The organism is Streptomyces sp. NPDC005485, assembly GCF_040606085.1.
Classification (GTDB): domain Bacteria; phylum Actinomycetota; class Actinomycetes; order Streptomycetales; family Streptomycetaceae; genus Streptomyces.
Genome location: NZ_JBEXDZ010000004.1, coordinates 1 through 25,001 on the forward strand (window position 1 = coordinate 1; position 25,001 = coordinate 25,001).

The 25,001-nt window shown below is 71.4% G+C and carries 25 protein-coding genes; 13 read left to right on the forward strand and 12 right to left on the reverse strand.

Going from position 1 to position 25,001, the window contains the following annotated elements; translation table 11 throughout:
- Positions 1-107: 107 nt before the first annotated feature.
- Positions 108-761, reverse strand: a complete 654-nt coding sequence (locus ABZS97_RS02885) for a pirin family protein (protein ID WP_356132958.1) — start codon at positions 759-761, stop codon at positions 108-110.
- A 95-nt stretch (positions 762-856) separates the two neighbouring features.
- Between ABZS97_RS02885 and ABZS97_RS02890 the strand changes: the two genes are divergently transcribed.
- From ABZS97_RS02890 to fabF, 5 genes are all read left to right on the forward strand, one after another.
- Complete coding sequence (locus tag ABZS97_RS02890; RefSeq protein ID WP_356132781.1) at positions 857-2,062, forward strand: helix-turn-helix domain-containing protein; 1,206 nt, start codon at positions 857-859, stop codon at positions 2,060-2,062.
- An 89-nt stretch (positions 2,063-2,151) separates the two neighbouring features.
- Positions 2,152-3,066, forward strand: a complete 915-nt coding sequence (locus ABZS97_RS02895) for an ACP S-malonyltransferase (protein WP_356132783.1) — start codon at positions 2,152-2,154, stop codon at positions 3,064-3,066.
- A 16-nt stretch (positions 3,067-3,082) separates the two neighbouring features.
- The gene (locus tag ABZS97_RS02900; RefSeq protein ID WP_356132785.1) at positions 3,083-4,114 is read left to right on the forward strand and encodes a ketoacyl-ACP synthase III; all 1,032 of its coding nucleotides are present in this window, start codon (positions 3,083-3,085) and stop codon (positions 4,112-4,114) included.
- A 73-nt stretch (positions 4,115-4,187) separates the two neighbouring features.
- Positions 4,188-4,436, forward strand: coding sequence for an acyl carrier protein (locus ABZS97_RS02905; protein ID WP_356132787.1), 249 nt, complete (start codon positions 4,188-4,190; stop codon positions 4,434-4,436).
- Positions 4,437-4,515: 79 nt separating this feature from the next.
- Positions 4,516-5,787 carry a beta-ketoacyl-ACP synthase II gene (gene fabF, locus ABZS97_RS02910; protein ID WP_356132789.1) on the forward strand — a complete coding sequence of 424 codons (1,272 nt, stop codon included), beginning with the start codon at positions 4,516-4,518 and terminating at the stop codon, positions 5,785-5,787.
- Positions 5,788-5,894: 107 nt separating this feature from the next.
- Here the strand turns inward: fabF and ABZS97_RS02915 are convergent, their stop codons facing one another.
- Positions 5,895-6,389 carry a DUF3145 domain-containing protein gene (locus ABZS97_RS02915; RefSeq protein WP_356132791.1) on the reverse strand — a complete coding sequence of 165 codons (495 nt, stop codon included), beginning with the start codon at positions 6,387-6,389 and terminating at the stop codon, positions 5,895-5,897.
- A gap of 244 nt (positions 6,390-6,633) precedes the next feature.
- On the opposite strand from ABZS97_RS02915, the gene ABZS97_RS02920 reads away from it, so the two are divergent.
- Both ABZS97_RS02920 and ABZS97_RS02925 read left to right on the forward strand, forming a co-directional pair.
- Positions 6,634-7,533, forward strand: a complete 900-nt coding sequence (locus ABZS97_RS02920; protein WP_356132793.1) for an SGNH/GDSL hydrolase family protein — start codon at positions 6,634-6,636, stop codon at positions 7,531-7,533.
- 15 nt (positions 7,534-7,548) lie between these two features.
- The gene (locus ABZS97_RS02925) at positions 7,549-8,529 is read left to right on the forward strand and encodes an aldose epimerase family protein (protein ID WP_356132795.1); all 981 of its coding nucleotides are present in this window, start codon (positions 7,549-7,551) and stop codon (positions 8,527-8,529) included.
- 11 nt (positions 8,530-8,540) lie between these two features.
- Here the strand turns inward: ABZS97_RS02925 and ABZS97_RS02930 are convergent, their stop codons facing one another.
- The 5 genes from ABZS97_RS02930 to ABZS97_RS02950 all read right to left on the reverse strand — a co-directional run bounded on the left by ABZS97_RS02930 (position 8,541) and on the right by ABZS97_RS02950 (position 13,792).
- A complete protein-coding gene (locus tag ABZS97_RS02930) occupies positions 8,541-9,497 on the reverse strand; it encodes a hypothetical protein (RefSeq protein WP_356132797.1) in 957 nt (318 codons plus the stop codon).
- 64 nt (positions 9,498-9,561) lie between these two features.
- Positions 9,562-11,991: a glycoside hydrolase family 3 C-terminal domain-containing protein gene (locus ABZS97_RS02935; RefSeq protein ID WP_356132799.1), complete on the reverse strand. Its 2,430-nt coding sequence runs from the start codon at positions 11,989-11,991 to the stop codon at positions 9,562-9,564.
- Positions 11,992-12,146: 155 nt separating this feature from the next.
- Positions 12,147-12,485: a YrdB family protein gene (locus ABZS97_RS02940; protein ID WP_356132801.1), complete on the reverse strand. Its 339-nt coding sequence runs from the start codon at positions 12,483-12,485 to the stop codon at positions 12,147-12,149.
- A gap of 11 nt (positions 12,486-12,496) precedes the next feature.
- Positions 12,497-12,886: a RidA family protein gene (locus ABZS97_RS02945; protein WP_356132803.1), complete on the reverse strand. Its 390-nt coding sequence runs from the start codon at positions 12,884-12,886 to the stop codon at positions 12,497-12,499.
- Between the two features lie 93 nt (positions 12,887-12,979).
- Positions 12,980-13,792: an NAD(P)-dependent oxidoreductase gene (locus ABZS97_RS02950; RefSeq protein ID WP_356132805.1), complete on the reverse strand. Its 813-nt coding sequence runs from the start codon at positions 13,790-13,792 to the stop codon at positions 12,980-12,982.
- A gap of 49 nt (positions 13,793-13,841) precedes the next feature.
- Between ABZS97_RS02950 and ABZS97_RS02955 the strand changes: the two genes are divergently transcribed.
- Together ABZS97_RS02955 and ABZS97_RS02960 are read left to right on the forward strand one after the other, a co-directional pair.
- On the forward strand, positions 13,842-14,798 hold the full coding sequence (locus ABZS97_RS02955) for a LysR family transcriptional regulator (RefSeq protein ID WP_356132807.1): 957 nt from the start codon (positions 13,842-13,844) through the stop codon (positions 14,796-14,798).
- A gap of 102 nt (positions 14,799-14,900) precedes the next feature.
- Positions 14,901-16,190, forward strand: a complete 1,290-nt coding sequence (locus ABZS97_RS02960) for a pyroglutamyl peptidase (protein ID WP_356132809.1) — start codon at positions 14,901-14,903, stop codon at positions 16,188-16,190.
- Here the strand turns inward: ABZS97_RS02960 and ABZS97_RS02965 are convergent.
- Together ABZS97_RS02965 and ABZS97_RS02970 are read right to left on the reverse strand one after the other, a co-directional pair.
- Positions 16,166-17,014 (reverse strand): EI24 domain-containing protein, encoded by an 849-nt coding sequence (locus ABZS97_RS02965; protein WP_356132811.1) that lies wholly within the window; start codon positions 17,012-17,014, stop codon positions 16,166-16,168. The two genes, ABZS97_RS02960 and ABZS97_RS02965, sit on opposite strands and share 25 nt — an antisense overlap.
- A gap of 135 nt (positions 17,015-17,149) precedes the next feature.
- A complete protein-coding gene (locus ABZS97_RS02970) occupies positions 17,150-18,025 on the reverse strand; it encodes a hypothetical protein (RefSeq protein WP_356132813.1) in 876 nt (291 codons plus the stop codon).
- Between the two features lie 214 nt (positions 18,026-18,239).
- On the opposite strand from ABZS97_RS02970, the gene ABZS97_RS02975 reads away from it, so the two are divergent.
- Positions 18,240-19,406 carry a serine hydrolase domain-containing protein gene (locus ABZS97_RS02975; RefSeq protein ID WP_356132817.1) on the forward strand — a complete coding sequence of 389 codons (1,167 nt, stop codon included), beginning with the start codon at positions 18,240-18,242 and terminating at the stop codon, positions 19,404-19,406.
- 112 nt (positions 19,407-19,518) lie between these two features.
- Here ABZS97_RS02975 and ABZS97_RS02980 read toward each other — a convergent pair whose 3' ends face one another.
- Together ABZS97_RS02980 and ABZS97_RS02985 are read right to left on the reverse strand one after the other, a co-directional pair.
- On the reverse strand, positions 19,519-19,947 hold the full coding sequence (locus ABZS97_RS02980) for an organic hydroperoxide resistance protein (RefSeq protein WP_356132819.1): 429 nt from the start codon (positions 19,945-19,947) through the stop codon (positions 19,519-19,521).
- Positions 19,948-20,061: 114 nt separating this feature from the next.
- A complete protein-coding gene (locus ABZS97_RS02985) occupies positions 20,062-21,084 on the reverse strand; it encodes an NADP-dependent oxidoreductase (protein WP_356132821.1) in 1,023 nt (340 codons plus the stop codon).
- Between the two features lie 104 nt (positions 21,085-21,188).
- On the opposite strand from ABZS97_RS02985, the gene ABZS97_RS02990 reads away from it, so the two are divergent.
- Complete coding sequence (locus ABZS97_RS02990; protein ID WP_356132823.1) at positions 21,189-21,626, forward strand: MarR family transcriptional regulator; 438 nt, start codon at positions 21,189-21,191, stop codon at positions 21,624-21,626.
- 109 nt (positions 21,627-21,735) lie between these two features.
- Here ABZS97_RS02990 and ABZS97_RS02995 read toward each other — a convergent pair whose 3' ends face one another.
- Positions 21,736-22,485, reverse strand: coding sequence for a hypothetical protein (locus ABZS97_RS02995; protein WP_356132825.1), 750 nt, complete (start codon positions 22,483-22,485; stop codon positions 21,736-21,738).
- Positions 22,486-22,739: 254 nt separating this feature from the next.
- On the opposite strand from ABZS97_RS02995, the gene ABZS97_RS03000 reads away from it, so the two are divergent.
- Positions 22,740-23,897 (forward strand): mandelate racemase/muconate lactonizing enzyme family protein, encoded by a 1,158-nt coding sequence (locus ABZS97_RS03000; protein ID WP_356132827.1) that lies wholly within the window; start codon positions 22,740-22,742, stop codon positions 23,895-23,897.
- Complete coding sequence (locus ABZS97_RS03005; RefSeq protein ID WP_356132829.1) at positions 23,894-24,916, forward strand: alcohol dehydrogenase catalytic domain-containing protein; 1,023 nt, start codon at positions 23,894-23,896, stop codon at positions 24,914-24,916. Before ABZS97_RS03000 ends, ABZS97_RS03005 begins: the two co-directional genes overlap by 4 nt.
- Positions 24,917-25,001: the final 85 nt, after the last annotated feature.

Below are 25,001 nucleotides of genomic sequence, written 5' to 3' on the forward strand. Positions count from 1 at the left end.
CGGCGCAGAAATTCAGCCCCTCCGGCGTTTGAGGAGCGGGGGTCCAGGGGCGGAGCCCCGGAAGACGGGAAGGGTAGGGGCGGAGGGGCGAAAACCCCGTAGGGCCCCTACCCCGTCATCTCCCACAGCAGCAGCTCCGCCGACCGACCCGCCACCGCCTCCAGATCCTTCGCGTCCGTGATGCGGGCCGCGTCGCCCGGCCCCAACTCCTCGCCGCCCAGGCGCACTTCACCCCGCACCACATGCACGTACACATACGCCCCGTCCGGCACCGCCGTCCGCTCCCCCGCCGTCAGGCGGCGTACGTGGAGCAGCGCGCCCGCCTCGGGGACGGCGTACGGCGTGGAGTCGGCGATTCCGTGGACGACCTCGTAGGACGGGTCACCGCCCGGCGAGAGCGGGGCCAGCCACATCTGGACGAAGGTCAGCGGCGCCGGACCCTCGTTGCGCTCGACGTGGCGGACACCGCCCGCGGCGCTGAGCCGCTGGACGTCACCGGGCCGCACGACGGACGCGTGGCCGGCGGAGTCGCGATGGGTGAGCTCGCCCTCGACCACCCACGTGACGATCTCGGTGTGACTGTGCGGGTGCTCGTCGAAGCCCGCGCTCGGCGCGAGCCGCTCCTCGTTGCAGGCGATCACCGCGCCGAAGCGGAGATTGTCCGGGTCGTAGTGCGGGCCGAAGGAGAAGGCGTGGAAGGAGGAGATCCCGGCCTCCGGGTCCCCTCCGCGGTAACGCGCGTCGGCGCGCCGGACGTCCATCACGCCCACCACCGTAGCCCCGCCGCCGTACCGTCCCGTCGCTTACTTGTGACCCGCCACCGCACACCTCCGTCCTGATAAGGCAGTCTTGTCCCGTGCCCGAACCCGAATCCAGCAACACCGCACCCCCGGCGCCCGCAGTCCACGCGCACACCGCGACGCTGAAGCGGCTGGAGAAGTCGTCCGGCAGTCTCGCCGCGCAGGCCATCGCGCGCATGGACGACACACTGCCGTGGTACCGGGCCATGCCCCCGGAGAACCGTTCCTGGATCGGGCTGGTCGCCCAGGCCGGAATCGCCGCGTTCACCGAGTGGTTCCGGCATCCCGACGCCCCCCAGGCGATCTCCACCGATGTCTTCGGTACCGCACCCCGCGAGCTGACCAGGGCGATCACCCTGCGGCAGACCGTCGAGATGGTGCGCACCACCATCGAGGTGATGGAGAGCGCCATCGACGAGGTGGCCGCTCCCGGCGACGAGTCCGTGCTGCGCGAGGCCCTTCTCGTGTACGCCCGCGAGATCGCCTTCGCCACCGCCCAGGTGTACGCGCAGGCCGCCGAGGCACGCGGTGCCTGGGACGCCCGCCTGGAGTCGCTCGTCGTGAACGCCGTCCTGAGCGGCGAGGCCGACGAGGGCGCCGTCAGCCGGGCCGCCGCCCTCGGCTGGAACTCGCCCGAGCATGTGTGCGTGGTGCTGGGTACGGCACCCGACGGTGACAGCGAGCTGACGGTCGAGGCGATCCGGCGGGCCGCACGGCACGCCAAGCTCCAGGTCCTCACCGGGGTGCTCGGGGACCGGCTCGTGGTGATCGCCGGTGGCAGCGACAACCCGATCGGTGTCGCCAAGTCCCTGATCGGGCCCTACGCGGCGGGAGCCGTGGTCGCGGGACCGATCGTGCCCGATCTGCTCGCCGCGACCCGCTCCGCGCAGGCCGCCGCCGCCGGACTGAAGGCGTGTTTCGCCTGGCAGGACGCTCCGCGCCCGGTCCTGGCGGACGATCTGCTGCCGGAGCGCGCGATCGCCGGGGATCCCTCGGCCCGCGAGCAGCTGGTGGAGGAGATCTACAGACCGCTGGAGGAAGCCGGGTCCGCTCTCCTGGAGACGCTGAGCGTCTATCTGGAGCAGGCGAGCAGTCTCGAAGGCGCCGCCCGGATGCTCTTCGTCCATCCCAACACCGTGCGCTACCGGCTCCGACGTGTGACTGACGTCACCGGCTGGTCGCCCTCGGATGTACGCTCCGCGTTCACGCTGCGGATCGCGCTGATCCTGGGGCGTCTGGCCGATGGAGATCCTCAGGCCTAGGCTTTTGTCGGGGGCCTACAATTCCCCCTCCTGTTCTTCGTCCCTGTCCCCACGGGCGGCCTGGGCCGTCCACAAGAGAGAGTGTGAGAGTGCTCGTACTCGTCGCTCCCGGCCAGGGCGCTCAGACGCCCGGCTTCCTGACTCCCTGGCTCGACCTCCCCGGTGCCGCCGACCGCGTCGCCGCGTGGTCCGACGCCATCGGGCTGGACCTTGCCCACTACGGCACGCAGGCCGACGCGGACGCGATCCGCGACACGGCCGTGGCGCAGCCCCTCCTCGTCGCGGCCGGACTGCTGTCCGCCGCCGCGCTGGGCGAGGTGGCCCCGGGTGCCGTCGCGGGCCACAGCGTGGGCGAGATCACCGCCGCCGTGTTCGCGGGAGTCCTCGACGACGCCACCGCGCTGCAGCTCGTCCGTACGCGCGGCCTGGCCATGGCCGAGGCCGCCGCGATCACGCAGACCGGCATGTCGGCGCTGCTCGGTGGCGACCCCGCGACGACGGTCCCGCACCTGGAGAAGCTCGGCCTGACGCCGGCGAACGTGAACGGCGCGGGCCAGATCGTGGCCGCGGGCACCCTGGCCCAGCTTGCCGCCCTTGAGGAGGACAAGCCGGAAGGGGTGCGCAAGGTCGTCGCGCTGAAGGTCGCGGGCGCGTTCCACACGCTCCACATGGCGCCCGCCGTGGAGACGCTGCAGAAGGCGGCGGCCGATCTGACGCCCGCCGACCCGAGGATCACGTACGTCTCCAACAAGGACGGCCGGGCGGTCGCCACCGGCGACGAGGTCGTCTCGCGCCTGGTCGGCCAGGTCGCCAACCCGGTCCGCTGGGACCTGTGCATGGAGACCTTCAAGGAACTCGGCGTGAGCGCGCTGATCGAGGTGTGCCCGGGCGGCACTCTGACCGGTCTCGCGCGGCGCGCTCTGCCCGGCGTGAAGACGCTGGCGCTGAAGACCCCCGACGACCTCGACGCGGCTCGCGAGCTCATCGCTGAGCACAGTGCCTGAGAAGGAGCCCGAGAGCATGTCGAAGATCAAGGCTAGGAAGGGCGCCCCGTACGCGCGCATCCTGGGCGTGGGCGGCTACCGTCCCGTCCGGGTCGTGCCGAACGAGGTGATCCTGGAGACGATCGACTCCTCCGACGAGTGGATCCGCTCGCGCTCCGGCATCGAGACCCGGCACTGGGCCTCCGACGAGGAGACCGTCGCCGCGATGTCGATCGAGGCGTCCGGCAAGGCCATCGCCGACGCCGGGATCAACGCGGACCAGATCGGCGCCGTGGTCGTCTCCACCGTCTCGCACTTCAGCCAGACCCCCGCGGTCGCCACCGAGATCGCCGACAAGCTCGGCACGAACAAGGCCGCGGCCTTCGACATCTCGGCCGGCTGCGCGGGCTTCGGCTACGGCCTCACGCTCGCCAAGGGCATGATCGTCGACGGTTCGGCGGAGTACGTCCTCGTCATCGGCGTCGAGCGGCTGTCCGACCTGACCGACCTGGAGGACCGCGCGACGGCCTTCCTGTTCGGTGACGGCGCGGGCGCGGTCGTCGTGGGCCCCTCGGACGAGCCGCACATCGGCCCCACCGTCTGGGGTTCCGAGGGCGACAAGTCGAACACGATCAAGCAGACCGTGCCGTGGGACGAGTTCGCGGCAGGCAGCGTCTCGACGCTGCCGCTCGACTCCAAGGGCGAGATCAAGTTTCCTGCCATCACGCAGGAGGGCCAGGCGGTGTTCCGCTGGGCCGTGTTCGAGATGGCGAAGGTCGCCAAGGAGGCGCTGGACGTCGCCGGGCTTTCGCCGGACGACCTGGACGTCTTCATTCCTCACCAGGCCAACGAGCGGATCATCGACTCGATGGTGAAGACCCTGAAACTGCCGGAGCACGTCACGGTCGCCCGCGACGTACGCACCACCGGCAACACGTCGGCAGCCTCGATTCCGCTCGCGATGGAGCGGCTTCTGGCGACCGGCGAGGCAAAGAGCGGCGACACCGCGCTCATCATCGGCTTCGGGGCGGGTCTCGTGTTCGCCGCCACGGTCGTTACCCTCCCCTAGGCACACCGTGCCGGATCGGTTTCCGGCCGGAGTACCGCCACACCCTCTGGATACACAAGAAGGAGCGCCTGTCATGGCCTTCACGCAGGAGCAGATCGTCGAAGGTCTCGCCGAGATCGTGAACGAGATCGCCGGGATCCCCACCGAGGACGTCCAGCTGGACAAGTCCTTCACCGACGACCTGGACGTCGACTCGCTGTCCATGGTCGAGGTCGTCGTCGCCGCCGAAGAGCGCTTCGAGGTCAAGATCCCGGACGACGACGTCAAGAACCTCAAGACCGTCGGCGACGCGACCGACTACATCCTCAAGCACCAGGCCTGATCTTTCCGGTCAGTCCGTTTGCCCCGCCACCCGGCGGTGGCGCCGCTGAATCCTCGGATCCGTTGGAGAAAGAATTCCCGTGAGCCCGACCAATCGCACCGTGGTCGTCACCGGTATCGGCGCAACCACACCGCTGGGTGGCGACGCAGCCTCTACCTGGGAGGGCCTGGTCGCCGGACGTTCCGGTGTCCGCCCCCTGGAGCAGGAGTGGGCCGCCGACCAGGCGGTCCGTATCGCGGCGCAGATCGCCGTGGAGCCGGGCGAGGTCATTCCGCGCCCGCAGGCCCGCCGCCTGGACCGCTCGGCGCAGTTCGCGCTGATCGCGGCCAAGGAGGCCTGGGCCGACGCCGGTTACACCGACAAGGCCGGGGCGGACAGCAGCATCGACCCGGACCGGCTCGGCGCGGTCATCGCCTCCGGCATCGGCGGCGTGACCACCCTGCTCGACCAGTACGACGTGCTCAAGGAGAAGGGCGTCCGCCGCGTCTCCCCGCACACCGTCCCCATGCTGATGCCGAACGGCCCCTCCGCCAACGTGGGCCTGGCCGTGGGCGCCCGCGCGGGCGTGCACACGCCGGTCTCCGCCTGTGCGTCGGGCGCCGAGGCCATCGGCTACGCCATCGAGATGATCCGCACGGGCCGCGCCGACGTCGTCGTCGCCGGTGGCACCGAGGCGGCCATCCACCCGCTGCCCATCGCCGCGTTCGGCAACATGATGGCGATGTCCAAGAACAACGACGACCCGCAGGGTGCCTCGCGCCCCTACGACGTCGCCCGTGACGGTTTCGTCCTCGGTGAGGGCGCCGGTGTCCTCGTCCTGGAGTCCGCCGAGCACGCCGCGCGGCGCGGCGCCCGCGTCTACGCGGAGGCGGTCGGCCAGGGCATCTCGTCCGACGCCCACGACATCGTGCAGCCGGAGCCCGAGGGCCGCGGCATCGCGCAGGCCCTGCAGAACCTGCTCGACAACACCGACCTGAACCCGGCCGAGATCGTGCACGTCAACGCGCACGCCACCTCGACGCCGGCCGGTGACGTCGCCGAGCTGAAGGCGCTGCGCAAGGTCTTCGGCGACGACACCGACCACATGGCGGTCTCCGGCACCAAGTCGATGACCGGTCACCTCCTCGGTGGCGCGGGCGGCGTGGAGTCGGTCGCCTCGGTGCTCGCCCTGTACCACCGGATCGCTCCGCCGACCATCAACGTGGAGAACCTCGACCCGGAGGCCGAGGCCAACGCCGACGTCGTCCGCGGTGAGGCGCGCAAGCTGCCCGTCGAGGGCCGCATCGCCGCACTGAACGACTCGTTCGGCTTCGGCGGCCACAACGTGGTCCTGGCGTTCCGATCGGTCTGACCGGTCCGATCGGTCTGATTTCAGCCGTACGCCGGTGAATTCCGGTCGTACGTGACGAAGGGCCCCCACCTGCTGGTGGGGGCCCTTCGCGTGGTCCTGGCGTGGTGTCAGACGACCTGGTGGAGCCAGCGGACCGGGGCGCCCTCGCCCGCGTACCGGAAGGGCTCCAGCTCGTCGTCCCAGGGTTTGCCCAGGAGCTTGGCGAGTTCGGCCTCCAGGTCGGTCTCGCCGCGCTGGGAGCGGACCAGTGCGGCGCGCAGCCGGTCCTCGGGGATCAGGATGTCGCCGTGGATTCCGGTGACGGCGTGGAAGATGCCCAGTTCAGGGGTGCAGCTGTACCGCTCGCCCTCGGCGGTGGGGCAGGGTTCCGCGGTGACCTCGAAGCGCAGCAACTGCCAGCCGCGCAGTGCGGAGGCGAGCTTGGAGGCGGTGCCGACCTCGCCCTTCCAGGAGAACTCGGATCTCCAGGTGCCGGGCGCGGCCGGCTGCCGGATCCAGTCGAGGCTGACGCGCGTACCGAGCACTCCCGCGACCGCCCATTCGACGTGCGGGCACAGTGCACGTGGCGCGGAGTGCACGTACAGGACTCCACGTGTCGTCACCTGAACCTCCGGGCAGGACAGGACATCTTGTAACTTAGCGGAACGGCAGTGGCGGGGCGGCCACGGGGCGAGGCTACCGTGCGACGGCGCAAGGAGTGTGACGTACCGTCGGTCCCAGTGCCTTGAAACGCCGGGTTTCACCCATGGAGACGCGGGGCTGACCGTCCGTGTGCGCCCGGGTGCCGACGACCGCGTACGCCGGGGTCGCCGACCGGCCCTGTACAACGAACGAGGGGACCAGGGGATGCGGAAGCACAGTCACCGTTCGCGGACCGCTCTCGCCGTCGTGGCGGCGGCCGTGCTCGGGATCGCCGGGTGCGACGCGACGGGGGGCAACTCCCCGGCGCCGCACGGCGCGACCGCGAAGGCGGTGCGGCCGTCCCCGAAGTCCACGCCCGCCTGGGACCGTTCCCCGCGCTCCGTGGCGGCCGTCGGCGACTCCATCACGCGCGGCTTCGACGCGTGCAGCGTGCTGTCCGACTGCCCCGAGGTGTCGTGGGCGACGGGCAGCGACACGAAGGTCCGCAGTCTCGCGGTGCGGCTGCTGGGCAGGAGCGGGGCCGCCGAGCGCAGTTGGAACTACGCGGTGACCGGGGCGCGGATGGCGGACCTGCCCGGGCAGATGGCACAGGCGGCGACCAGGAAGCCGGAGCTGGTCACGGTGATGGCGGGGGCCAACGACGCCTGCCGTTCCTCCGTGTCGGCGATGACCTCGGTGGCGGACTTCCGCACCGGGTTCGAGGAGGCGCTGGAGACCCTGCGCAGCGCCCTGCCCAGGACCCAGGTGTACGTGTCGAGCGTGCCGGACCTGAAGCGGCTGTGGTCGCAGGGGCGCGGCAACCCGCTGGGCAAGCAGGTGTGGAAGCTGGGCATCTGCCCGTCGATGCTGGCGGACGCGGACGCGCTGGACTCGGCGGCGACCCTGCGGCGTACGACCGTGCAGGACCGGGTGGAGCAGTACAACAAGGTCCTTGAGGACGTGTGCTCCCGGGACGAGCGCTGCCGCTTCGACGGCGGCGCGGTCTTCGACTACCGCTTCGGCACCGAGCAGCTGAGCCATTGGGACTGGTTCCACCCGAGCAGGAACGGACAGGCCAGGCTGGCCGACATCGCCTACCGGAACATCACGGCGAAGCACGCGTGACCTAATGTTTCGCTCATGAACGAACTCTTCGGCACACTTTCCGACGGCACGCCGGTCCACCGCTGGACGCTGGAGCGTGCCGGGGTGCGGGTGCGGGTCCTGACGTACGGCGGGATCGTGCAGTCGGTCGAGGTTCCCGACCGGGACCGGCGAACCGTGGACGTGGTGCTGGGGTTCCCGGACCTGGAGGGCTACCGCACGCACCCGGAGCCGTACTTCGGCGCGCTGGTGGGACGGTACGCGAACCGGATCGGCGGCGCCCGCTTCACGCTGGACGGCCGGGTCTTCCCGCTGGAGCCGAACAACGCGCCCAACTCCCTGCACGGCGGCAGCGGCGGCTTCGACAAGCGTGTGTGGGACGCGGAGCCGGTCGAGCACGGGGTGCGGCTGTCCCGGGTCAGCGGCGACGGCGAGGAGGGCTTCCCGGGGCGGCTGACGGTCTCGGCGACCTACACGCTCGACGAACGGGGCGCGCTGCGGATCGCGTACGAGGCGGTCACGGATGCGCCGACCGTGGTGAACCTGACGAACCACACGTACTGGAACCTGAGCGGCTCGGGGAACACGGCCGGGCACGAACTCCGCATCGACGCCTCGCGGTTGACGCCGGTGGACGCGGACCTGATCCCCACCGGGGAGCTCGCGCCCGTGGAGGACACCCGCTTCGACTTCCGCGAGTCACGCAAGGTCGGCGCGGGCTACGACCACAACTTCGTGCTCGACAAGGGCCTCACGGACACCGCCGTCGAGGTCGCCGAGCTGTACGACCCGGCGTCGGGGCGGGCGCTGACCGTGTCGACCACCGAGCCGGGCCTTCAGTTCTACACGGCGGACCACCTCGACCCGTCGCTCCCGTACGCGCCCGGCGACGGCGTCGCCCTGGAGACCCAGCACTTCCCCGACTCCCCGAACCGGCCTCAGTTCCCGAGCACGGAGCTGCGGCCGGGCGGGGTGTACAGGTCGGAGACGGTGTACGGGTTCGCCGTGCGGGACTGACCCTCCCGAGGTCAGGTGGTCTCGCCGCGCATCCGCTTGGTGGCCTTGCCCAGGAGGGACATGGCGCCCAGGCAGATCGCGGTGACCGCGCCGCCGGCGATCGCGGGGACGGGCTCGAACGACTTGACGCCGTTGATGAGCACCATCGCCGAGAGAGCCGTGATGATCGAGTAGAGGCTCTGGCCGACCCGGGCGCCGGCCGGGATGACCTGGAGCAGCTGCGGGATGGTCGTCGCGGCGGCGAGGCCCATGCCGAGCGGGATGAACGCGCCGAGCAGCAGTCCGCCGAAGCCGAACGAGTTCCCGTACGCTCCCCAGTCGGCTCCCTTGACCAGCAGGTAGCCGGCGGCCGAGAGGGACAGCAGGACGAGGACGCCGTTGAGGTACGCGGCCTGGGTGGCGGCCTTGCGGGCGCTCGGCAGGTGCGCGGCCGGGGAGCGCCAGGCGTCCGGGGTGAGGCGGCGCAACTGCTCCTTGAGGCCTCGCGACTTCATGAGCGCGAGGACGCCGACGACCAGGCCGACGAGCCCGGCCGCGGTGGCGGCGAAGCCGATCGGCTTCTCGGTGATGCCGTAGTGGGCGCCGCCGAAGGTGAGCGGTATGCCCAGCACGAAGGCGAACGCGAACGCCTTGGTGTGCTGCTGGATCTTCAGCACCAGCTCGCGCTGCCCCGCGCTGAGATTCGGGTCGAGCCTCATCTGCCCGTCCCCCAGGCCCTGTTGGGGTGCCTGGGGGTGCTGCGGCTGCTGCGGCTGGGGCGGGTAGGGCTGGTACGGCTGCTGGGGTTGCTGCGGCTGTTGGGGTTGCTGGGGGTAGCCCTGCTGGGGCGGGTAGTAGGGCTGCTGACCCTGGTACGGGGCCTGCGGCGGCTGCCCGGGCCGGCCTTGGTACGGGCCCTGCGGGTAGGCCCCCTGCTGCGGATACGGACCTTGCGGCGGGTATGGACCTTGCTGCTGACCTGGGTACATGCGCATTCCCCCGAACCGTCGTGTGTGAGTCCGCGAGTCTGTCACATGTGTCTCGGAGGTCGTGTTACGCCTCGATGGTCACGCTCACACGGCGGTCGGCGATCGAGCGCCCGGCCTGGACTTCGTACGAACCGTGCACGGGAGTCCAGGAGTTGGCGCTCTCGTCCCAGATCTCAAAGGCGGAACGCCAGAGTTCGACGACGACCTCGGCGCTCTCGCCGGGGGCGGCCTCCGCGGCGGCGAATCCGGCGAGCACACGGAGCGGGCGCTCGGCGTCCTGCCCGACGGGCGCCACGTACACCTGGACCACCTCGCGTCCCGCGCGCTCACCGGAGTTGCGGACCCGGACCGTGGCCGTCGTACCGGCGACCTCGATCGACTCGTACGTCCAGTCGGTGTAGCCCAGGCCGTGCCCGAAGGCGTACGAAGGGGTCCTGCCCTCCTTCTCCCAGGCGCGGTAGCCGATGAACACGCCCTCGCTGTAGGGGAGTACGCCGTCGGCCGGGACCACCTGGGTGACGGGGGCGTCGTCCAGGGAGCCCCAGGTCGTGGGCAGCCGGCCGCCCGGCTCGTGGCCGCCGGTGAGGACGTCGGCGAGGGCCGCGCCGCCCTCCTGGCCGGGGAACCAGCCGAGCAGCACGGCGGCGACCTCGTCGCGCCACGGAAGCTCCACCGGGGAGCCGGAGTTGACGACCACGACGGTGTTCGGGTTGACGGCGGCAACAGCGCGGACCAAGTCGTCCTGTCGGCCCGGGAGTTGAAGGTTCCTGCGGTCGAAGCCCTCGGACTCGACGCGTTCGGTGGTGGCGACCACGACGACGGCGGTGTCGGCGGCGCGGGCCGACTCGACGGCCTCGGCGATCAGTTCGTCGCCGTCGCGCTGCGGTTCCTGGTGGGCGAGCGCGAAGCCGACGACCTTCAGGGGGATGCCGCCGGGCCGGCCGACGACATGGCGCAGTGCCACCTCGTAGGTGTCGCCCGCGGTGAGGTCCACTCGGGCGCGCTCGACGGGGGCGCCGAAGAAGGCCTCGAAGGGATCCTCCTTGTCGGTGCGCTGGACGTCGTCGTAGTACGTCGTGCCGTCGACGGTGAGGGTGAACGCGCCCAGGCCCTTGATGCCGAAGGTGTGCGGGCCGCTCTCGCGCGGGGTGAAGGTGCCGGTCAGTTCGACGGTGTGGAGGGTCTCGTGGGTGACTCCCTCGGGGAGGTCCTCGCCCATCCACTGGAGCTGGCCGTTGGGCGCCGAGCCCGTGCCGATGACCGTGCCGTCGGTGTCCCGGCAGACCGCGGTCAGCGCGAACCCCTTGTCGGCGACGGCGAGTTCCTCGTTCGGGTCGGCGCCGACGGCGTATGTCACGCTGCCCGCGGGCAGGGCGGCGGTGAGGCCGTCGAGGGGCGAGACGATCCGGGCCGGGAAGACGGTGGCGGAGCCGCCGCCGAGGACGCGGGCGTCGCGGGCGGCGGCTCCGATGAGGGCGAGGGTGCCCTGCCCGAGGGGCAGCACCGAGTTCTCGTTGCGGACCAGGACGAAGGAGCGGCGGGCGATCTCGCGGGCCAGTGCCTCGCCGTCGACGGTGGCGGGCGGTTCGGTGACGACGGGCTCGGCGCCGGTCAGGATGCCGACGCGGGCAGCGAGGCGGAGCACGTTGCGGACGGCGTCGTCGACCTTCGACTCGTCGACGCGGCCGTCCCGTACGGCCTGGGCCAGGGGTGCGCCGTAGACGGTCTCCGGGCCGGGCATGGCGACGTCGAGGCCGCCTTCGACGGCGGCGACGGTGGAGCGGGCGGCCGTCCAGTCGGAGACGTTGAAGCCGTCGAAGCCCCACTCCTCGCGCAGGATCTCGTTCACGAGGTGGTGGTGCTCGGTCATCGTCGTGCCGTTGACCGTGTTGTAGGCGGTCATGATGCCCCAGGGTCGGGCGTTCTCGACGATCATCTCGAAAGGGACCAAGTAGAGCTCGCGCAGGGCGCGTTCGCTCACGAGGTTGTTCACGGTGAAGCGGTCGGTCTCGGCGTCGTTGGCGACGAAGTGTTTGACGGTGGTGCCGACGCCGCCCGACTGGACGCCGTTCACATAGCCCGCACCGATCCGGCCCGTGAGGGAGGGGTCCTCGCTGTAGGCCTCGAAGTGGCGGCCGCCGAGCGGGGAGCGGTGCAGGTTGACGGTGGGCGCGAGCAGGACGTGGACGCCCTTGCGTCGGGCCTCCTGAGCCAACAACACCCCTGCCCTGCGGGCGAGTTCGGGATCCCAGGTGGCGGCGAGCGCGGTCGGGGACGGCAGTGCTATCGACGGGTCGTCGGCGGTCCAGTGGACGCCGCGGACACCGATCGGGCCGTCGGACATGACCAGGGACTTCAGGCCGATCTCCGGCAGGGCGGGCAGGGACCACACGTCCTGGCCGGACAGCAGCCGGGCCTTGGCGTCCAGGTCGAGCTTGCCGAGGGCCGCCTCGACAACCGCCTCGCGTGCCTCGTCGGCCGGGGTTCCCTGCATCGCGGTGCCTCCTCGTTGAAGTCCGTGGACGCCTCAATCCTGCCTCGGCGGCCTGCGAAGCACTCGGGACCGCGACCACTATTTGAGGAACCCGCACGACGCGCAACGACATCCGCGGGAAAGGGCGGCGGGTCAGCGGGAGTCGGCTCCGATTCCTACTGGTCCCAGGTGACGGCCAGCGCCTTGCTCACGGCGCAGACGGCGGCGAAGGCGATCGCCCAGCCGTAGGTGCCGGCGGCGGCCAGTGCGGCCACGCCTGCCCCGAACCAGAGCAGTTCGAAGCCGACGCGGACCGCGCCCCGCGTCTTGTGCTTCGCCTTCTGCGAGCCGAACTGGGACCACAGCCCGATCAGTACGGCCGGGGCGCCGAGGCCGAGGAGCCAGGACAACGGGGTGGCGACGTCGCGGGTGAAGCCCCAGTAGCCGACGGCCGCGAGGGCGCCGAGTTCGATGAGGAAGAGGACGCCCAGGTTCGCTGCCTTCATGACCTTCATGCGCGGCAGTATCACCCGACCGCGGGCACCGCCGCCACGATTTCGATCTCGACGAGCGCCTCCGGCCGGAAGAGGCGGGAGACCTCGAAGGTCATGCTGGTCGGCGGAGTGCCGGTGAGGAACTCCCGGCGTACGGCGCCGTACTCGTTCAGCCCGGTGATGTCGGTCAGGTAGGTGCGGATGCTGAAGATGTCGGCGAGGGTCGCGCCGTGTGCCTTGAGCAGGGCGTCGATGGTCTCGAAGACACCCCGGCTCTGTTCGGCGAGGTCCGCGCCCTCGGCGATCTGGCCCGAGAGGTACAACAGGGCGCTGCCGTCGGCGTGTTCGACGCGGGCGACCTGGGAGTAGTAGGGGCTGAACGGCTGCGGCGCGGAGGCCGGGTTGTCGAGGGTGACGCGCATGAGGTTCCTCAGAAGGCCGGTGTTCAGGGAAAAGGGAAGACGGGAGGGAGAGGAAGACGGGAGGGAGGGGGAGACGGGAGGGAGGGGCGAGAGTCAGGACGTGCCGCGGATGCGGGTGACGGCGTGCGCGATGTCGGCGTGGGCGGTCTCGGGGTCGTCGGCGGCGCGCCGGAAGTGGGCCGACACCGCTTCCATGGCGGGGAGCCGGGCCGACGCGGTGGCGAGGTCCATGTCCTTCGCGGCGAGGGCGGTCTCGAAGTGCACGCCTTCGGCGAAGGCCCGGCCCACTGCGCCGCCGAGCGGGCTGCCGGCGAGGGCGGTGCGTGCGGTGTCCTCGTCGATGCCAAGGGCCTTAGCGAGGACCAGGGCCTCGGCCACCAGGGCGACCCCGCCCAGGACGGAGGCGTTGACGACGAGTTTCAGTGCGGCGCCGGAGCCGAGCGGCCCGGTGCGGGTGACGGTGCCGAAGCGGGCGAGCACGTGCGCGACAGCGGCCGTTTCGCCGCCCGCGAGGATGCCGAGCTCCCCGGCCGCGGCCCTGTCCGTGCTGCCCATGACCGGTGCGTCGACGAGGGTCACGCCGTCCTTCAGCCGGGCGGCCAGCTCCTTGACCGCGCCCGGGCCGACGGTCGACATCTCCACCCAGTACGTCCCCGGGCCCAGCTCGGGCACGATCGCGTCGGCCACGGCGTCGAGCGCGGCCGGTCCGGCCAGCATCGTGACGACCACGTCCGCGTCCCGCACCGCCTCGGCGGGGGAGGTTGCGAGCGTGGCGCCTCCGGCGACCAGGGGCTCCGCCTTCGCGGCGGTGCGGTTCCAGACAGTCAACGAGTGGCCTGTGACAAGGAGTTGACGGGCCATCGGGGCGCCCATGTGGCCGAGCCCGAGAAAGGCGATCTTTTCCATGCAGGCGACGTTAGGCACGGCCGGGCGATGCGACAAGCGAATGTCTAGCATGGCTGCCATGCCGGATTCACATGTCGTACAAGGCGCAGCGTCCGCCTCCGCACCCGACCTCTCCACCGCCTGGCTGCGGGTGTTCCTGGACGTGGCCCGGTTCGGGTCGTTCACCGTGGCCGCGCGGACGCTGGGCTGGACGCAGTCCGCGGTGTCGCGTCAGATCGCCTCGCTGGAGTCGGCGCTCGGCGGTGCGGTGCTCTTCGACCGGCTGCCCCGGGGCGTACGGCTGACAGAGGCCGGGCGGGTGCTGGTCCCGCACGCCGAGGCGGTGGTGGAGCGGCTGCACGGCGCGGGGCGCGAGCTCGCGGCGCTGCGCGAGGTGTCGGGCGGGCAGCTGCGGGTCGGCGCGTTCGCCACGGCCGACGCGGCCCTCGTGCCCCGGGCCATCGCCGCGTTCCGCGCCCGCCACCCGGGGGTGCGGCTCACCCGCAGGGAGGGGCTCACGCCCGTCCTGCTGGAGCAGTTGAGCGCGGGCGGCCTGGACCTCGCGGTCGTCTCCACCACGGGCCGCGCCCCGCTCGACGCGTACGCCCTGCACCATCTCCTCGACGAGTCCCTGTACGTCGCCGTCCCCGCGGACCATCCGCTCGCGGACGCACCCTCGGTACGGCTGGCCCAACTCGCCGACGCCGACTGGATTTCCGGCAGCCCCCGCCCCGAGGGCACCCTCCTCGACGCGGCCGTGCGGCACGGCTTCCGGCCGCGCGTCGCGCATGTCGTCGCCGAGTGGACCGCGAAGCAGGGGTACGTCGCCGCCGGGCTCGGCGTGACCCTGGTCCCGGCGCTGGCCGCGGAGTCCGTACGGCCCGACATCGTGCTGCTTCCGGTGCACGACGAGGGCGCTCCGGCGCGGGCGGTGTACGCGGCCACGGCACGGGGGCGGTCGCTGTCACCGGCCGCCGCCGCGTTCCTGGGGGCACTGCGGGAGGCGGCGGCGAAGATCCCCACCTGAGTCCCAGGCATGGCGTACGCCCCGTCCGTCACGTGATACTGCCGTCGTCCGGCGACGACGGCTTCGGCTTCCCCCACGCGCGACGGAAGGACCTGATCCTCCTTGAGCTCCCTACGCGTTCGAATAAGTGCACTCGGCCTGGCCCTGCTGGCGGGACTCACCGCCCCGGGGACCGCGACCGCGGACGAGACAGCCTCGGCGACCGTCGAGGAGCAGCGGCTCGACCAGGCCGCGCCCCAGGAGATCCTGCGCCGTTCCGGATTCGATTCCGTGGCCCCCGGGTTCGCGCGGGCGCTCGCCGCGTCCCACTCGTACGCGCAGGCCGAGCGGGTCGTCGTACGACAGGGTTCCGGGCTGTGGAGGCGTGCTGTGGACCGGGCCCAGGGGCGCGGGCCCGCAGGCGGCGACCTGAGCCGTGACGACGACCGGCCGCTGTACTGGGCGCGGCTGGGGATGACCCGCGAAGTACGGCAGTGGGACCCGGCGTTCGGGCTGACCGACGCCCAACGTGCCGAGTTGCTGGACGAGTTGGAGCAGAACTCGCGCGGCCGGACGGCCATCCGTTATCCCGGGGGGAAGCATGTCCCGCACGGCAAGGCCGTGAAGCGGATTCTCGTCACCGGGTTCGACCCGTTCACCCTGGACCGGGACATCCGGATCTCCAACCCGTCCGGAGCCACCGCCCTCGCCCTCGACGGCACGACGATCGAGACCGCGAACGGTCCGGCGCGCATCGAGACGACGGTGTTCCCCGTCCGCTGGCAGGACTTCGCGGACGGGACGGTGGAGCGGGCCCTGCGGCACCATCTCCCCCAGGTCGATCTGTTCACCACGGTGAGTCAGGGCCGGATCGGCCACTTCGACGTCGAGCGGACCAACGGGGCCTGGCGGGGCGGCTTTCCCGACAACGAGAACATCTCCCGCACGGAGACCGTCCCGGTCACCGACCCGGCCTCGCAGCCGCAGTGGACGACGACCACGCTTCCGTACAAGGAGATCGTCGCGGCGAGCACCGGCCGCTTCCCCGTGTACGACAACACGAGCGTGACCGAGATCCCGGCGGGCGGCACCGACCCGGTCGTGCGACCCGACGGTCCGACCGCCGGCTCCACGGCGCGGGCCGGGGGCGGCGGGAACTACCTCTCCAACGAGATCGCCTACCGCGCCACCCTGCTGCGGGACCGGCTCGGACTGCACGGCTCGCTGCCGGGCGGGCATGTGCACACGCCGGTGCTCCAGTTCGGGGCGGGCAACACGGACCCGGCCACCGGGGCGGTCACCGATCCCGAGTTCGTGCGGAACCGGCTGGACATCATCGCCCAGATGCGGGCGATCCTGACGGTCGCTGCGGACGCGGCGGGCTCCGGTCAGGGGGTCGCGGCCGTGTCCTGATCGCCGTCGCGGTTCCTGCGCCCGGTCCCGTCCTCGTCGTCCGCGTCGTCCATGTCGCCATCGTCGTCGCCGCTCTCCGTCTCCTCGCCCAGCAGGTCGCGGGCCAGCAGGGTGGCGCCCGCGACCGCGCCCGGCATCAGGAACACGGCGACGAACGGGACCAGGAAGGCCAGGCCCAGCGGGGCGCCGAAGCCCCAGACCAGGGTCTTGCGGGAGCGGAGCAGGGTGAGGCGGTCGCGGAGTTGCACGCTGCGGCGCTGGAGAGCGACCGCCGTCAGCTCCTCCGTCAGGAAGAAGCCCGTGACGAAGAACCCGATCACCGGGATGACGGTCTGCCCGACGAACGGGACGAAGCCGAGGGCGAAGAGGAGTACGCCCCAGACAACGGCCCGAAACACGATGCGCAGGCTGTCGCGCGCCGAGATCAACAGCTCCCGCCAGAGCGGCAGGCCCGACTCGGGGGCCGTGCCGTCCGGGGACACGTCACGGTCGACCTTCTCCGAGAGGGACTCGTAGAAGGGCTGGCCGACGAGCAGGGTGACCGCGGTGAAGGTGAGGACGGCGAGGAGGAGGGCGAGGGCGACGAGTACGGCCGTGAGGAAGCCGCGGAAGAGTCCCAGCCAGGGGCTGGACCAGTCGTCCGCGAACGGGGTCGCCCAGGCGATGAAGTCCTCGCCGTAGACGGCGAGTGCGATCAGGGCGGCGGCGTACAGGACGAGGGTGATCAGGCCCGGGAGCAGACCGAAGCCGTACTGCTTCCCGTGCCGGGCCACCCATCGCTGGCCCTGCACCAAGTAACTGAAGCCCACCCCGAGATCGCGCATGGGGGAAACTTTACCGGGGACGCGCGGTGGGGCTGACGTGGGGTTTTTCGCCCCCTCCGCCCCCACCCGTCCCGTCTTCCGCAGCTCCGCCCCTGCGCCCCGCCCCTCGGACGCCGGAGGGGCTGATTCCTATCGCTACGCCGGGGTCACCGCCACCACCACCCCCCGATCCGCCGCGGGCGACACCGCCGCCTCCACGCGGACCGCTGCCGCTCGGGCGACGCGGCCCGCGCGGGAAGCTGCCGCGAGCAGGAGGGGCTGGACCTGCTCCAGGCCGGAGACGAGGAGTTCCTCGGCGGCGATCAGGACGGGGCCGGTCGCGCTCACGGTGGCGGCGGCCGCCTCCGTGAGGTCGGCGAGCGGGGGCAGCGCCGCCCGGACCACACCGGCGCCCGCGGCGGCGGCCCGCTCGGCCAGCGCCACCTGGAGGGGCATCAGCGGGGCGAGCGCGGCCGTCAACGCGTCGGCGATACGGCGGAGTTCAGGCGTCGAACCGCGCAGGACCTCGGCGGCGGCACGGACCACCGGGGTGAGCGCGAGGAGCGTGCCCGCGGTGACACCCGCGGCGGCGGGCAGCAGCGGGGAGGTCGCGTCGACGAGTTCGCCGAGCGCGTCGGCGGCCTCCTCGACGGCGGGTTCCACGGCGTCGAGGATCGGCAGCAGGCTGTCACCGAGCGCGGTGAGAAGGGCCTGCGCGGGCTCGCTGACGGGGTGCACCGCGAGCGGGGCGCCACTCGTGCCGAGCCGGGTCAGCGTGTCCACGATCCGGTAGAAGGCCTCCTGCGCCTGCGGGGAGGCGCTCGCCTCGGCGAGTTCGGCCGTGGTGCGGCGCAGGACACGCAGGACCTCGGCGCCCGATCCGTCCCTCGGGTCGAAGGTGTTGATGGCAATTTTGGTGATGTTCCCTGCCGTGTCCAGGAGTTGGCCGGTGATGTCGGTCGTGCTGCGCGCCATGCGCGCGACCTCCTCCCGGCTGGGCAGCCTGCCGGGAAGCGACGGAATCGGGGACATGAGCCCTCCTCGCCACGCGTGGTGCCACTCGGCCGTCCTGACGACGTCGGCCCTCCGTCGCGCCGGCGCCGAGTCCAGCATGCCCCGTTCGACCCGCCGGGGATGCACCGTTCCGGGCATCCGTGACGCCGACGCCCTCTCCCCAAAGGGGAATTCCAGCAAGCGGGCGGTGCGTTGTCGACCGTGACCCGAACCGGATCAAGAGGGAGCGCGGATGACGCAGCAGAGCGACAGCACCGTCCAGGGAACCGTCGCCGAGGGCTTCGAGGCGGTGCGCGAGGAGTTCGCCGCCGTTGTCGCGGGCGAACGTCCCGACTACGCCGGGCAGTTGAGCGCCTACGTCGCCGACCGGCGGGTCGTCGACCTGTGGGCGGGGCCGGACACCGACGGCGAGACGCTCTACGGCGTGTACTCCTCCTCCAAGGGCGCCGCCCATCTCGTCGTCGCGCTGCTCGTGCAGGACGGCACGCTGGACCTGGACCGCGAAGTCGCCCACTACTGGCCGGAGTTCGCGGCCGAGGGCAAGGGTGCGGTGACTCTGCGCGAGCTGATCGCCCATCGCGCGGGGCTCGTCGGTGCCGACGACGGGTTCACCGCGGAGGAGATCGCCGACGACCGGCTCATCGCCGAACGGCTCGCGCGGCAGCGGCCGTTCTGGCGGCCGGGCACCGCCTTCGGCTATCACGCCCTCGTGATCGGCGCGCTGACGGGCGAGGTCGTACGGCGGACGACCGGCCGCTCCCTCCAGGAGGTGTACGAGGAGCGGGTACGCGCCCCGTACGGACTCGACTTGTTCCTGGGTCTGCCCGAGGAGCACGAGGGCCGCTTCCACTCCGTCCTCCCGATGGACCCGACGCCCGAGCAGCAGGCGGTGTTCGACGCTCTCCCGGGCGGCCCGCACACAATGGCGTCGATCGCCTTCAACCGTCAGGGGGCGGAGCCCACGGACCTCGAGTCGCTGCCCAACGCGCGCGCGGTGCGTGCACTGGGCCCGGCGTCCGTCGGCGGGGTCGCGTCCGCGCGGGGGCTGGCCGGGATGTACGCGGCTGCCACCACCGGGGCCGACGGGCGGGCGCCCCTGCTGAAGCCCGACACGGTGGCCGCCTTCGGCCAGATCCAATCCATCGGCTACGACGTGGTGGCCCGCTCGCACAAGTCGTTCGCGCTGGGCTTCCAGGCGACCGCCGACACCTGGTACCCGTTCCTCGGTGCCGGGGCGATCGGGCACAGCGGCGCGGGCGGCTCGCAGGGCTTCGCCGATCCCCGCAGCGGCCTCGCGTACGGCTACACGCGGCGCCGGTTCGCCTTCCCGGGCGGGGCGGCACCGGAGAACGGCCGGCTGGCGAAGGCGGTGCACACGGCGGCGCTGACGACGTCCTGACGCACCTCACCGCACGCCCCACGCGCCGGACGCCCGCCCGACGCACCGCACACACAGAAGAGGCCGCACCCCCGTCCTGGGGTGCGGCCTCCGCCGTAAGCAACGAGCGACCTCAGACAAGCGTCACGGTGATGTTGCCGCGGATCGCCTTCGAGTACGGGCACACCTGGTGGGCCTTCTCCAGGAGGGCCCTGGCGGTGGCGGCGTCGACGTTCGGGATCGCCGCGGATATCTCCACGATGATCCCGAACCCGTCCCCGTTCTTGCCGATGCCCACCTGCGCGGTGACCGTCGAGCCGGAGACGTCGGCGTTCTCCTGGCGGGCGACCACGCCGAGGGCGCCCTGGAAGCAGGCGCTGTATCCGGCGGCGAAGAGCTGCTCCGGGTTGGTGCCGGCGCCGCTGCCGCCCATCTCCTTCGGCGGGTTGACGACGACGTCGAGCCTGCCGTCGTCAGTGGCGACCCGGCCGTCGCGCCCGTTCTCGGCGGTGGCGACGGCGGTGTACAGGACGTCAGAACGTCGGATTGCTGAGCTGCTCATGCGGTGCGTTCCTCCTTGGTCCGCCGCGACTCGCGCCCACGATCGCGACGACTTCGGAAAGAAGTTACCGTATGCCGGAAGTTCAGCGACAGGCTCCCCGGCAGTCGGCTGCCCTCAGAGCTTGACGATCATCTTTCCGGTGTTGTCGCCGCGCAGGACGCCGAAGAACGCCTCCAGGTTGTTGTCGATGCCCTCGACGACCGTCTCGGTGTACTTGAGCTCACCGGAGCGGACCCAGGCGCCGACCTCCTGGATGAACTGCGGCTGCATGTCGTAGTTGTCGCTGACGAGGAAGCCCTGGATGCGGCCGCGGGTCGCGATCAGACGGGCCAGGTTCTTCGGGCCGGGGGCGGGCTCGGTGTTGTTGTAGACGGAGATCATGCCGCAGACGGCGATCCGGCCGTCCTGGTTGAGCTCCCCGATGGCGGCCTCCAGGTGGTCACCGCCGACGTTGTCGAAGTAGACGTCGACGCCGTCCGGGGCGGCCTCGTGCAGCTGCTCGGCCACCGAGCCGGTCTTGTAGTTGAAGGCGGCGTCGAAGCCGTACTCCTCGACGAGCAGCTTGACCTTCTCGTCGGAGCCGGCGGACCCGATGACCCGCGAGGCACCCTTGAGCTTGGCGATCTGGCCGACCTGGCTGCCGACCGCACCGGCGGCACCCGACACGAAGACGGAGTCGCCCTCCTTGAAGGACGCGGTGCGCAGGAGCCCGGCGTAGGCGGTGAGGCCGGTCATGCCGAGGACACCGAGGTACGTGCTCAGCGGCGCGGCGGCGGCGTCGACCTTGACGGCCTGCTTCGCGTCCACGACGGCGTACTCGCGCCAGCCGAGGAAGTGCAGGACGTGGTCGCCGACGGCGATCCCCTCGGCGTTCGAGACGACAACCTCGCCGACCGCGCCACCCTGCATGGCCTTGCCCAGCTCGAAGGGGGCAACGTACGACTTGGCGTCGCTCATGCGGCCGCGCATGTACGGGTCGACGGAGACGTACAGGTTGCGTACGAGGACCTGGCCCTCACCCGGCTGCCGGACCTCCGCCTCGACCAGGGCGAAGTCCTCGGCCTTGGGGGCGCCGACCGGGCGGCTGACGAGGTGCCATTCGCGGCCGGTGGTGGGGAGCGTGGGGGTGTCGGACATGGGGTGCGCCTTCCTCGTGCATTGCGGCTCAAATACTTCAGTACCTGAAACAACAATGCTCCTGAATATTTCATGATGTCAAGTAACGGAGTATCGTGGAGAGCATGGCCACACCACCGAAGACCCGCCGCCCCGATGAACTGACTCTTGAGGTCGTCGGCCTCATCGGCACGGTCGTGGCCCGCTACCACGAGGAGTACGAGGAGGCCGCCGGGCGGCATGCCCTGACCGGGGCGCAGGCACGGCTGCTCGGACTGCTGTCCCTGGAGCCGCTGCCCATGCGGCGGCTGGCGCAGAAGCTGAAGTGCGAGCCGTCCAATGTCACCGGGATCATGGACCGGCTGGAGGCGCGGGGGCTGGTCGAACGGCAGGCGGACCCCTCCGACCGGAGGGTGAAGCTGGCGGTCGCCACGGAGGAGGGGGTGCGGGTGGCCGGGAGCCTGCGCGACTCCCTGGGCTTCGCCCGCGAGCCGCTGGCCGGGCTCTCCCGCGAGGAGCGGCTGTCCCTGCGGGACCTGCTCCAGCGGATGCTCTCGGCGTAGGGGAGTTCTTTCGCCCCTACGCCCCTACCTGTCCCGCGTTCCGGGGCTCCGCCCCTACCCTCGCCCGCTCCTCAAACGCCGGAGGGGCTGGATGGAGCCTGTCCACCCGCTACGTGCACCACCACAGGAACCGGTTGCACGCCTCCGAGGGAGACGGAGCCGGGGTGGGGGCCGCCGAGGTGGAGTCCGAAACGGGAGTGGCCGTGGCTCCGGGGGCCGACGTCGGGGCGGGGGGCGCGGCGGTGACGCCGGGGGACGGGTCCGTGGAGGAGGACTGACCCTCGGTCACCTTGCCGTCTTCGCCCTTGTCCTTGTCTTTGTCCTTGTCCGTCTTGTCGTCGCCGGACTTCGAGGCCGACGGCGAGGCGGAGGGATCGGGCGAGCCGGACGCCGTACGGGAACCGGTTCCGGAGTCGGAAGCGGAACCCGAGCCCTTGCCTGACCCGGGCGCGTCGGACGCGGCCGAGGAAGCCGAACCGTCCGTCGACTCGTCGGCGGTCGCGGCCTGCGGAGTGGATCCCGGCGCCTCGATCCCCAGCTCGGCGAGGCTCAGCCCGCCGGCGGCGAGCAGCAGCCCGGCTCCCACGAACAGGATCTTGCGGCGCCGGCGCCGATGCGCGGCGGCCTTGCGGTCGCGCCTGCTGGCCCCGGAGGCGGGCCCGCGGGCTCGTCGGCTGCGGGCCCGCCCGGGGCGTTCCGGAGCGCCGTCGTCGCCCTCGTACGGCTCCGCGGTCCCGCCGGCGTCCGTACCCGCGTCGTGCTCGGCCTCGTACGCGCGGAGCTCTTCGACGGAGGTGCCGCACCCCGGGCATACGAGGGCGCCATTCAGGTGCCTTCGGCACGGGTTGCAGTAGTCCATGACGCCGGAAGACTAAGTTCCTCACAGGTAACGTTCCTAGGCACTCCTGTGAAGGTTCTGTAGTGAACTGCCTGTTCCGGCATGCCGAGTTGAGGACACCCCGGACCATTCCCCGCCATCCCCGCCCCACCCTGTCCAAACCGTTATGCGCGCACCCCATTGACACTCCCGCCGCCACGTCCTTACTGTCACGCCAGCATTTCGAACGTGTGACGAAATTTCGAACAGACCGAAGAGCACAGGGGGCAATTGCCGTGCGCATCACCGGAATCAGCACTCACGTAGTCGGGACGCCCTGGCGCAACCTGACGTACGTCCAGGTGCACACCGACGAGGGCATCACCGGAGTCGGCGAGACCCGGATGCTGGGGCACACCGACGCACTGATCGGCTATCTGCAAGAGGCGCAGGCCAATCACATTCTCGGCTCGGACCCGTTCGCTGTCGAGGACCTCGTCAAGCGGATGAAGTACGGCGACTACGGCCGGGCCGGCGAGATCGTGATGTCCGGCATCGCCGTCATCGAGATGGCCTGCTGGGACATCAAGGGCAAGGCCCTCGGCGTGCCCGTCTGGCAGCTTCTCGGTGGCAAGGTCACCGACAAGGTCAAGGCGTACGCCAACGGCTGGTACACCACCGAGCGGACCCCGGAGGCCTATCACAAGGCCGCCCAGGGAGTGATGGAGCGCGGTTACAAGGCGCTCAAGATCGACCCCTTCGGCACCGGGCACTTCGAGCTGGACCACGAGCAGACCCTCTACGCCGTCTCGCTCATCGAGGCCGTACGGGACGCCATCGGTCCGGACGCCGAGCTCATGCTGGAGATGCACGGGCGCTTCTCCCCCGCCACCGCCATCCGGCTCGCGAACGAGCTCGCGCCCTTCAAGCCCGCGTGGCTGGAGGAGCCGTGCCCGCCGGAGAACCTGAAGGCGCTGGAGAAGGTCGCCGCCAAGGTCGACATCCCGGTTGCCACCGGTGAGCGCATCCACGACCGCATCGAGTTCCGCGAGCTCTTCGAGAGCCAGGCCGTGGACATCATCCAGCCCGACGTCGGCCACATCGGCGGCATCTGGGAGACGCGGAAGCTGGCCGCGACCGCCGAGGCCCACTACGTCCTGGTGGCCCCGCACAACGTGGGCGGCCCGGTCCTCACCGCCGCCTCCCTCCAGGTCGGCTTCAGCTCCCCGAACTTCAAGATCCTTGAGCACTTCAACGACTTCGCGGACGCGGACATCAAGAAGGTCGTGAAGGGCGCCCCCCAGGTCGTCGACGGCTACTTCCACCTCTCCGACGCGCCCGGCCTCGGTGTCGAGCTCGACGTCGACGCCGCCGCCGAGTTCCCGCAGCAGCAGGCCCGCTTCGACCTCTGGGCGGACGGCTGGGAGCAGCGCAAGCCGAAGGGGTCGCAGTGACCGCGACCGACAAGGCGCCCACCGCCGTCGTCATCGAGGCGCCGGGCGAGCACCGGATCGTCCCGCACGAGCGGGTACGGCCGGCGGCCGGTGAGGCCCTGGTCCGGGTGCACGCGGTCGGCATCTGCGGCAGCGACCGCGAGGTCTACCAGGGCAACCGGCCCGACGGGTACGTCCGCTACCCCCTCACCCCCGGCCACGAGTGGTCCGGCACGGTGGAGGCGGTAGGGGACTCGGTGCCCGCCTCGCTCGTCGGCCGCAAGGTCGTCGGGGAGGGCTTCCGCAACTGCCAGGTCTGCGACCGCTGTCACGCCGGCGAGACAACGTTGTGCACGGCAGGGTACGAGGAAACCGGTTTCACCCAGCCGGGCGCGATGGCCACCACCCTCACGCTCCCGGCCCGCCTCCTCCATGTCCTGCCGGACGACGCCGATCTGACGGCCGCCGCCCTGCTGGAACCGGCCGCCTGTATCGCGGCCGCCGCGCTGAAGGCGAACGCGGTGCCCGGTGAGCGGGTCGCCGTCGTCGGCACCGGCACCCTCGGGATGTTCGCGGTGCAGTTCCTGAAGGCGGGCTCGCCGGCCGAGCTGCTCGTGGTCGGCACCCGCCCGGACCGGGCCGCGCTGTCGAAGGATTTCGGCGCCACCGACTTCCGCACGAAGGACCAGGAACTGCCCGACGACTTCGACGTGGTGATCGAGACCGCCGGGTCCGCGTCCGCCGCGCGCACCGCCGCCTCCCTGCTCAGGCGCGGCGGACGCCTGGTCCTGACGGGCATCCCGGCGCCGGGCGCCGAGGGCCTGGACCCCACCGATCTCGTCGTACGGCAGCTGGAGGTGCACACCGTGTTCGGGGCGCCGCCGGCGGCCTGGGCGCACACGGTGCGGGTCTTCGGAGCCGGGCTGCTTGATCCGTCGCCGCTGATCACGCACGAACTGCCGCTCGCCGAGTTCCCACAGGCCATCGAGCTGGTGGGGTCCGGCGACCCGAAGGTCGGAAAAGTCCTTCTGCACCCCTGATCCGTGCGCCGGTACGGGGACCCTGACGCTCCGTACCGGCGCACGCTCCACGTCACGAACTCTGTTCGAAATGTCGAACAGACCT

Coding starts and splice junctions, on each gene's coding strand:
- ABZS97_RS02920 (WP_356132793.1), top strand. CDS start 6,634: ATGCGGAAGCACAGTCACCGTTCGCGGACCGCTCTCGCCGTCGTGGCG.
- ABZS97_RS02955 (WP_356132807.1), top strand. CDS start 13,842: ATGGCTGCCATGCCGGATTCACATGTCGTACAAGGCGCAGCGTCCGCC.
- ABZS97_RS02940 (WP_356132801.1), bottom strand. CDS start 12,485: ATGAAGGTCATGAAGGCAGCGAACCTGGGCGTCCTCTTCCTCATCGAA.
- ABZS97_RS02995 (WP_356132825.1), bottom strand. CDS start 22,485: ATGGACTACTGCAACCCGTGCCGAAGGCACCTGAATGGCGCCCTCGTA.
- ABZS97_RS02990 (WP_356132823.1), top strand. CDS start 21,189: ATGGCCACACCACCGAAGACCCGCCGCCCCGATGAACTGACTCTTGAG.
- ABZS97_RS02945 (WP_356132803.1), bottom strand. CDS start 12,886: ATGCGCGTCACCCTCGACAACCCGGCCTCCGCGCCGCAGCCGTTCAGC.
- ABZS97_RS02975 (WP_356132817.1), top strand. CDS start 18,240: ATGACGCAGCAGAGCGACAGCACCGTCCAGGGAACCGTCGCCGAGGGC.
- ABZS97_RS02930 (WP_356132797.1), bottom strand. CDS start 9,497: ATGTACCCAGGTCAGCAGCAAGGTCCATACCCGCCGCAAGGTCCGTAT.
- ABZS97_RS02970 (WP_356132813.1), bottom strand. CDS start 18,025: ATGTCCCCGATTCCGTCGCTTCCCGGCAGGCTGCCCAGCCGGGAGGAG.
- ABZS97_RS02980 (WP_356132819.1), bottom strand. CDS start 19,947: ATGAGCAGCTCAGCAATCCGACGTTCTGACGTCCTGTACACCGCCGTC.
- ABZS97_RS02935 (WP_356132799.1), bottom strand. CDS start 11,991: ATGCAGGGAACCCCGGCCGACGAGGCACGCGAGGCGGTTGTCGAGGCG.
- ABZS97_RS02900 (WP_356132785.1), top strand. CDS start 3,083: ATGTCGAAGATCAAGGCTAGGAAGGGCGCCCCGTACGCGCGCATCCTG.
- ABZS97_RS02885 (WP_356132958.1), bottom strand. CDS start 761: ATGGACGTCCGGCGCGCCGACGCGCGTTACCGCGGAGGGGACCCGGAG.
- ABZS97_RS02925 (WP_356132795.1), top strand. CDS start 7,549: ATGAACGAACTCTTCGGCACACTTTCCGACGGCACGCCGGTCCACCGC.
- ABZS97_RS02985 (WP_356132821.1), bottom strand. CDS start 21,084: ATGTCCGACACCCCCACGCTCCCCACCACCGGCCGCGAATGGCACCTC.
- ABZS97_RS02905 (WP_356132787.1), top strand. CDS start 4,188: ATGGCCTTCACGCAGGAGCAGATCGTCGAAGGTCTCGCCGAGATCGTG.
- ABZS97_RS02965 (WP_356132811.1), bottom strand. CDS start 17,014: ATGCGCGATCTCGGGGTGGGCTTCAGTTACTTGGTGCAGGGCCAGCGA.
- ABZS97_RS02950 (WP_356132805.1), bottom strand. CDS start 13,792: ATGGAAAAGATCGCCTTTCTCGGGCTCGGCCACATGGGCGCCCCGATG.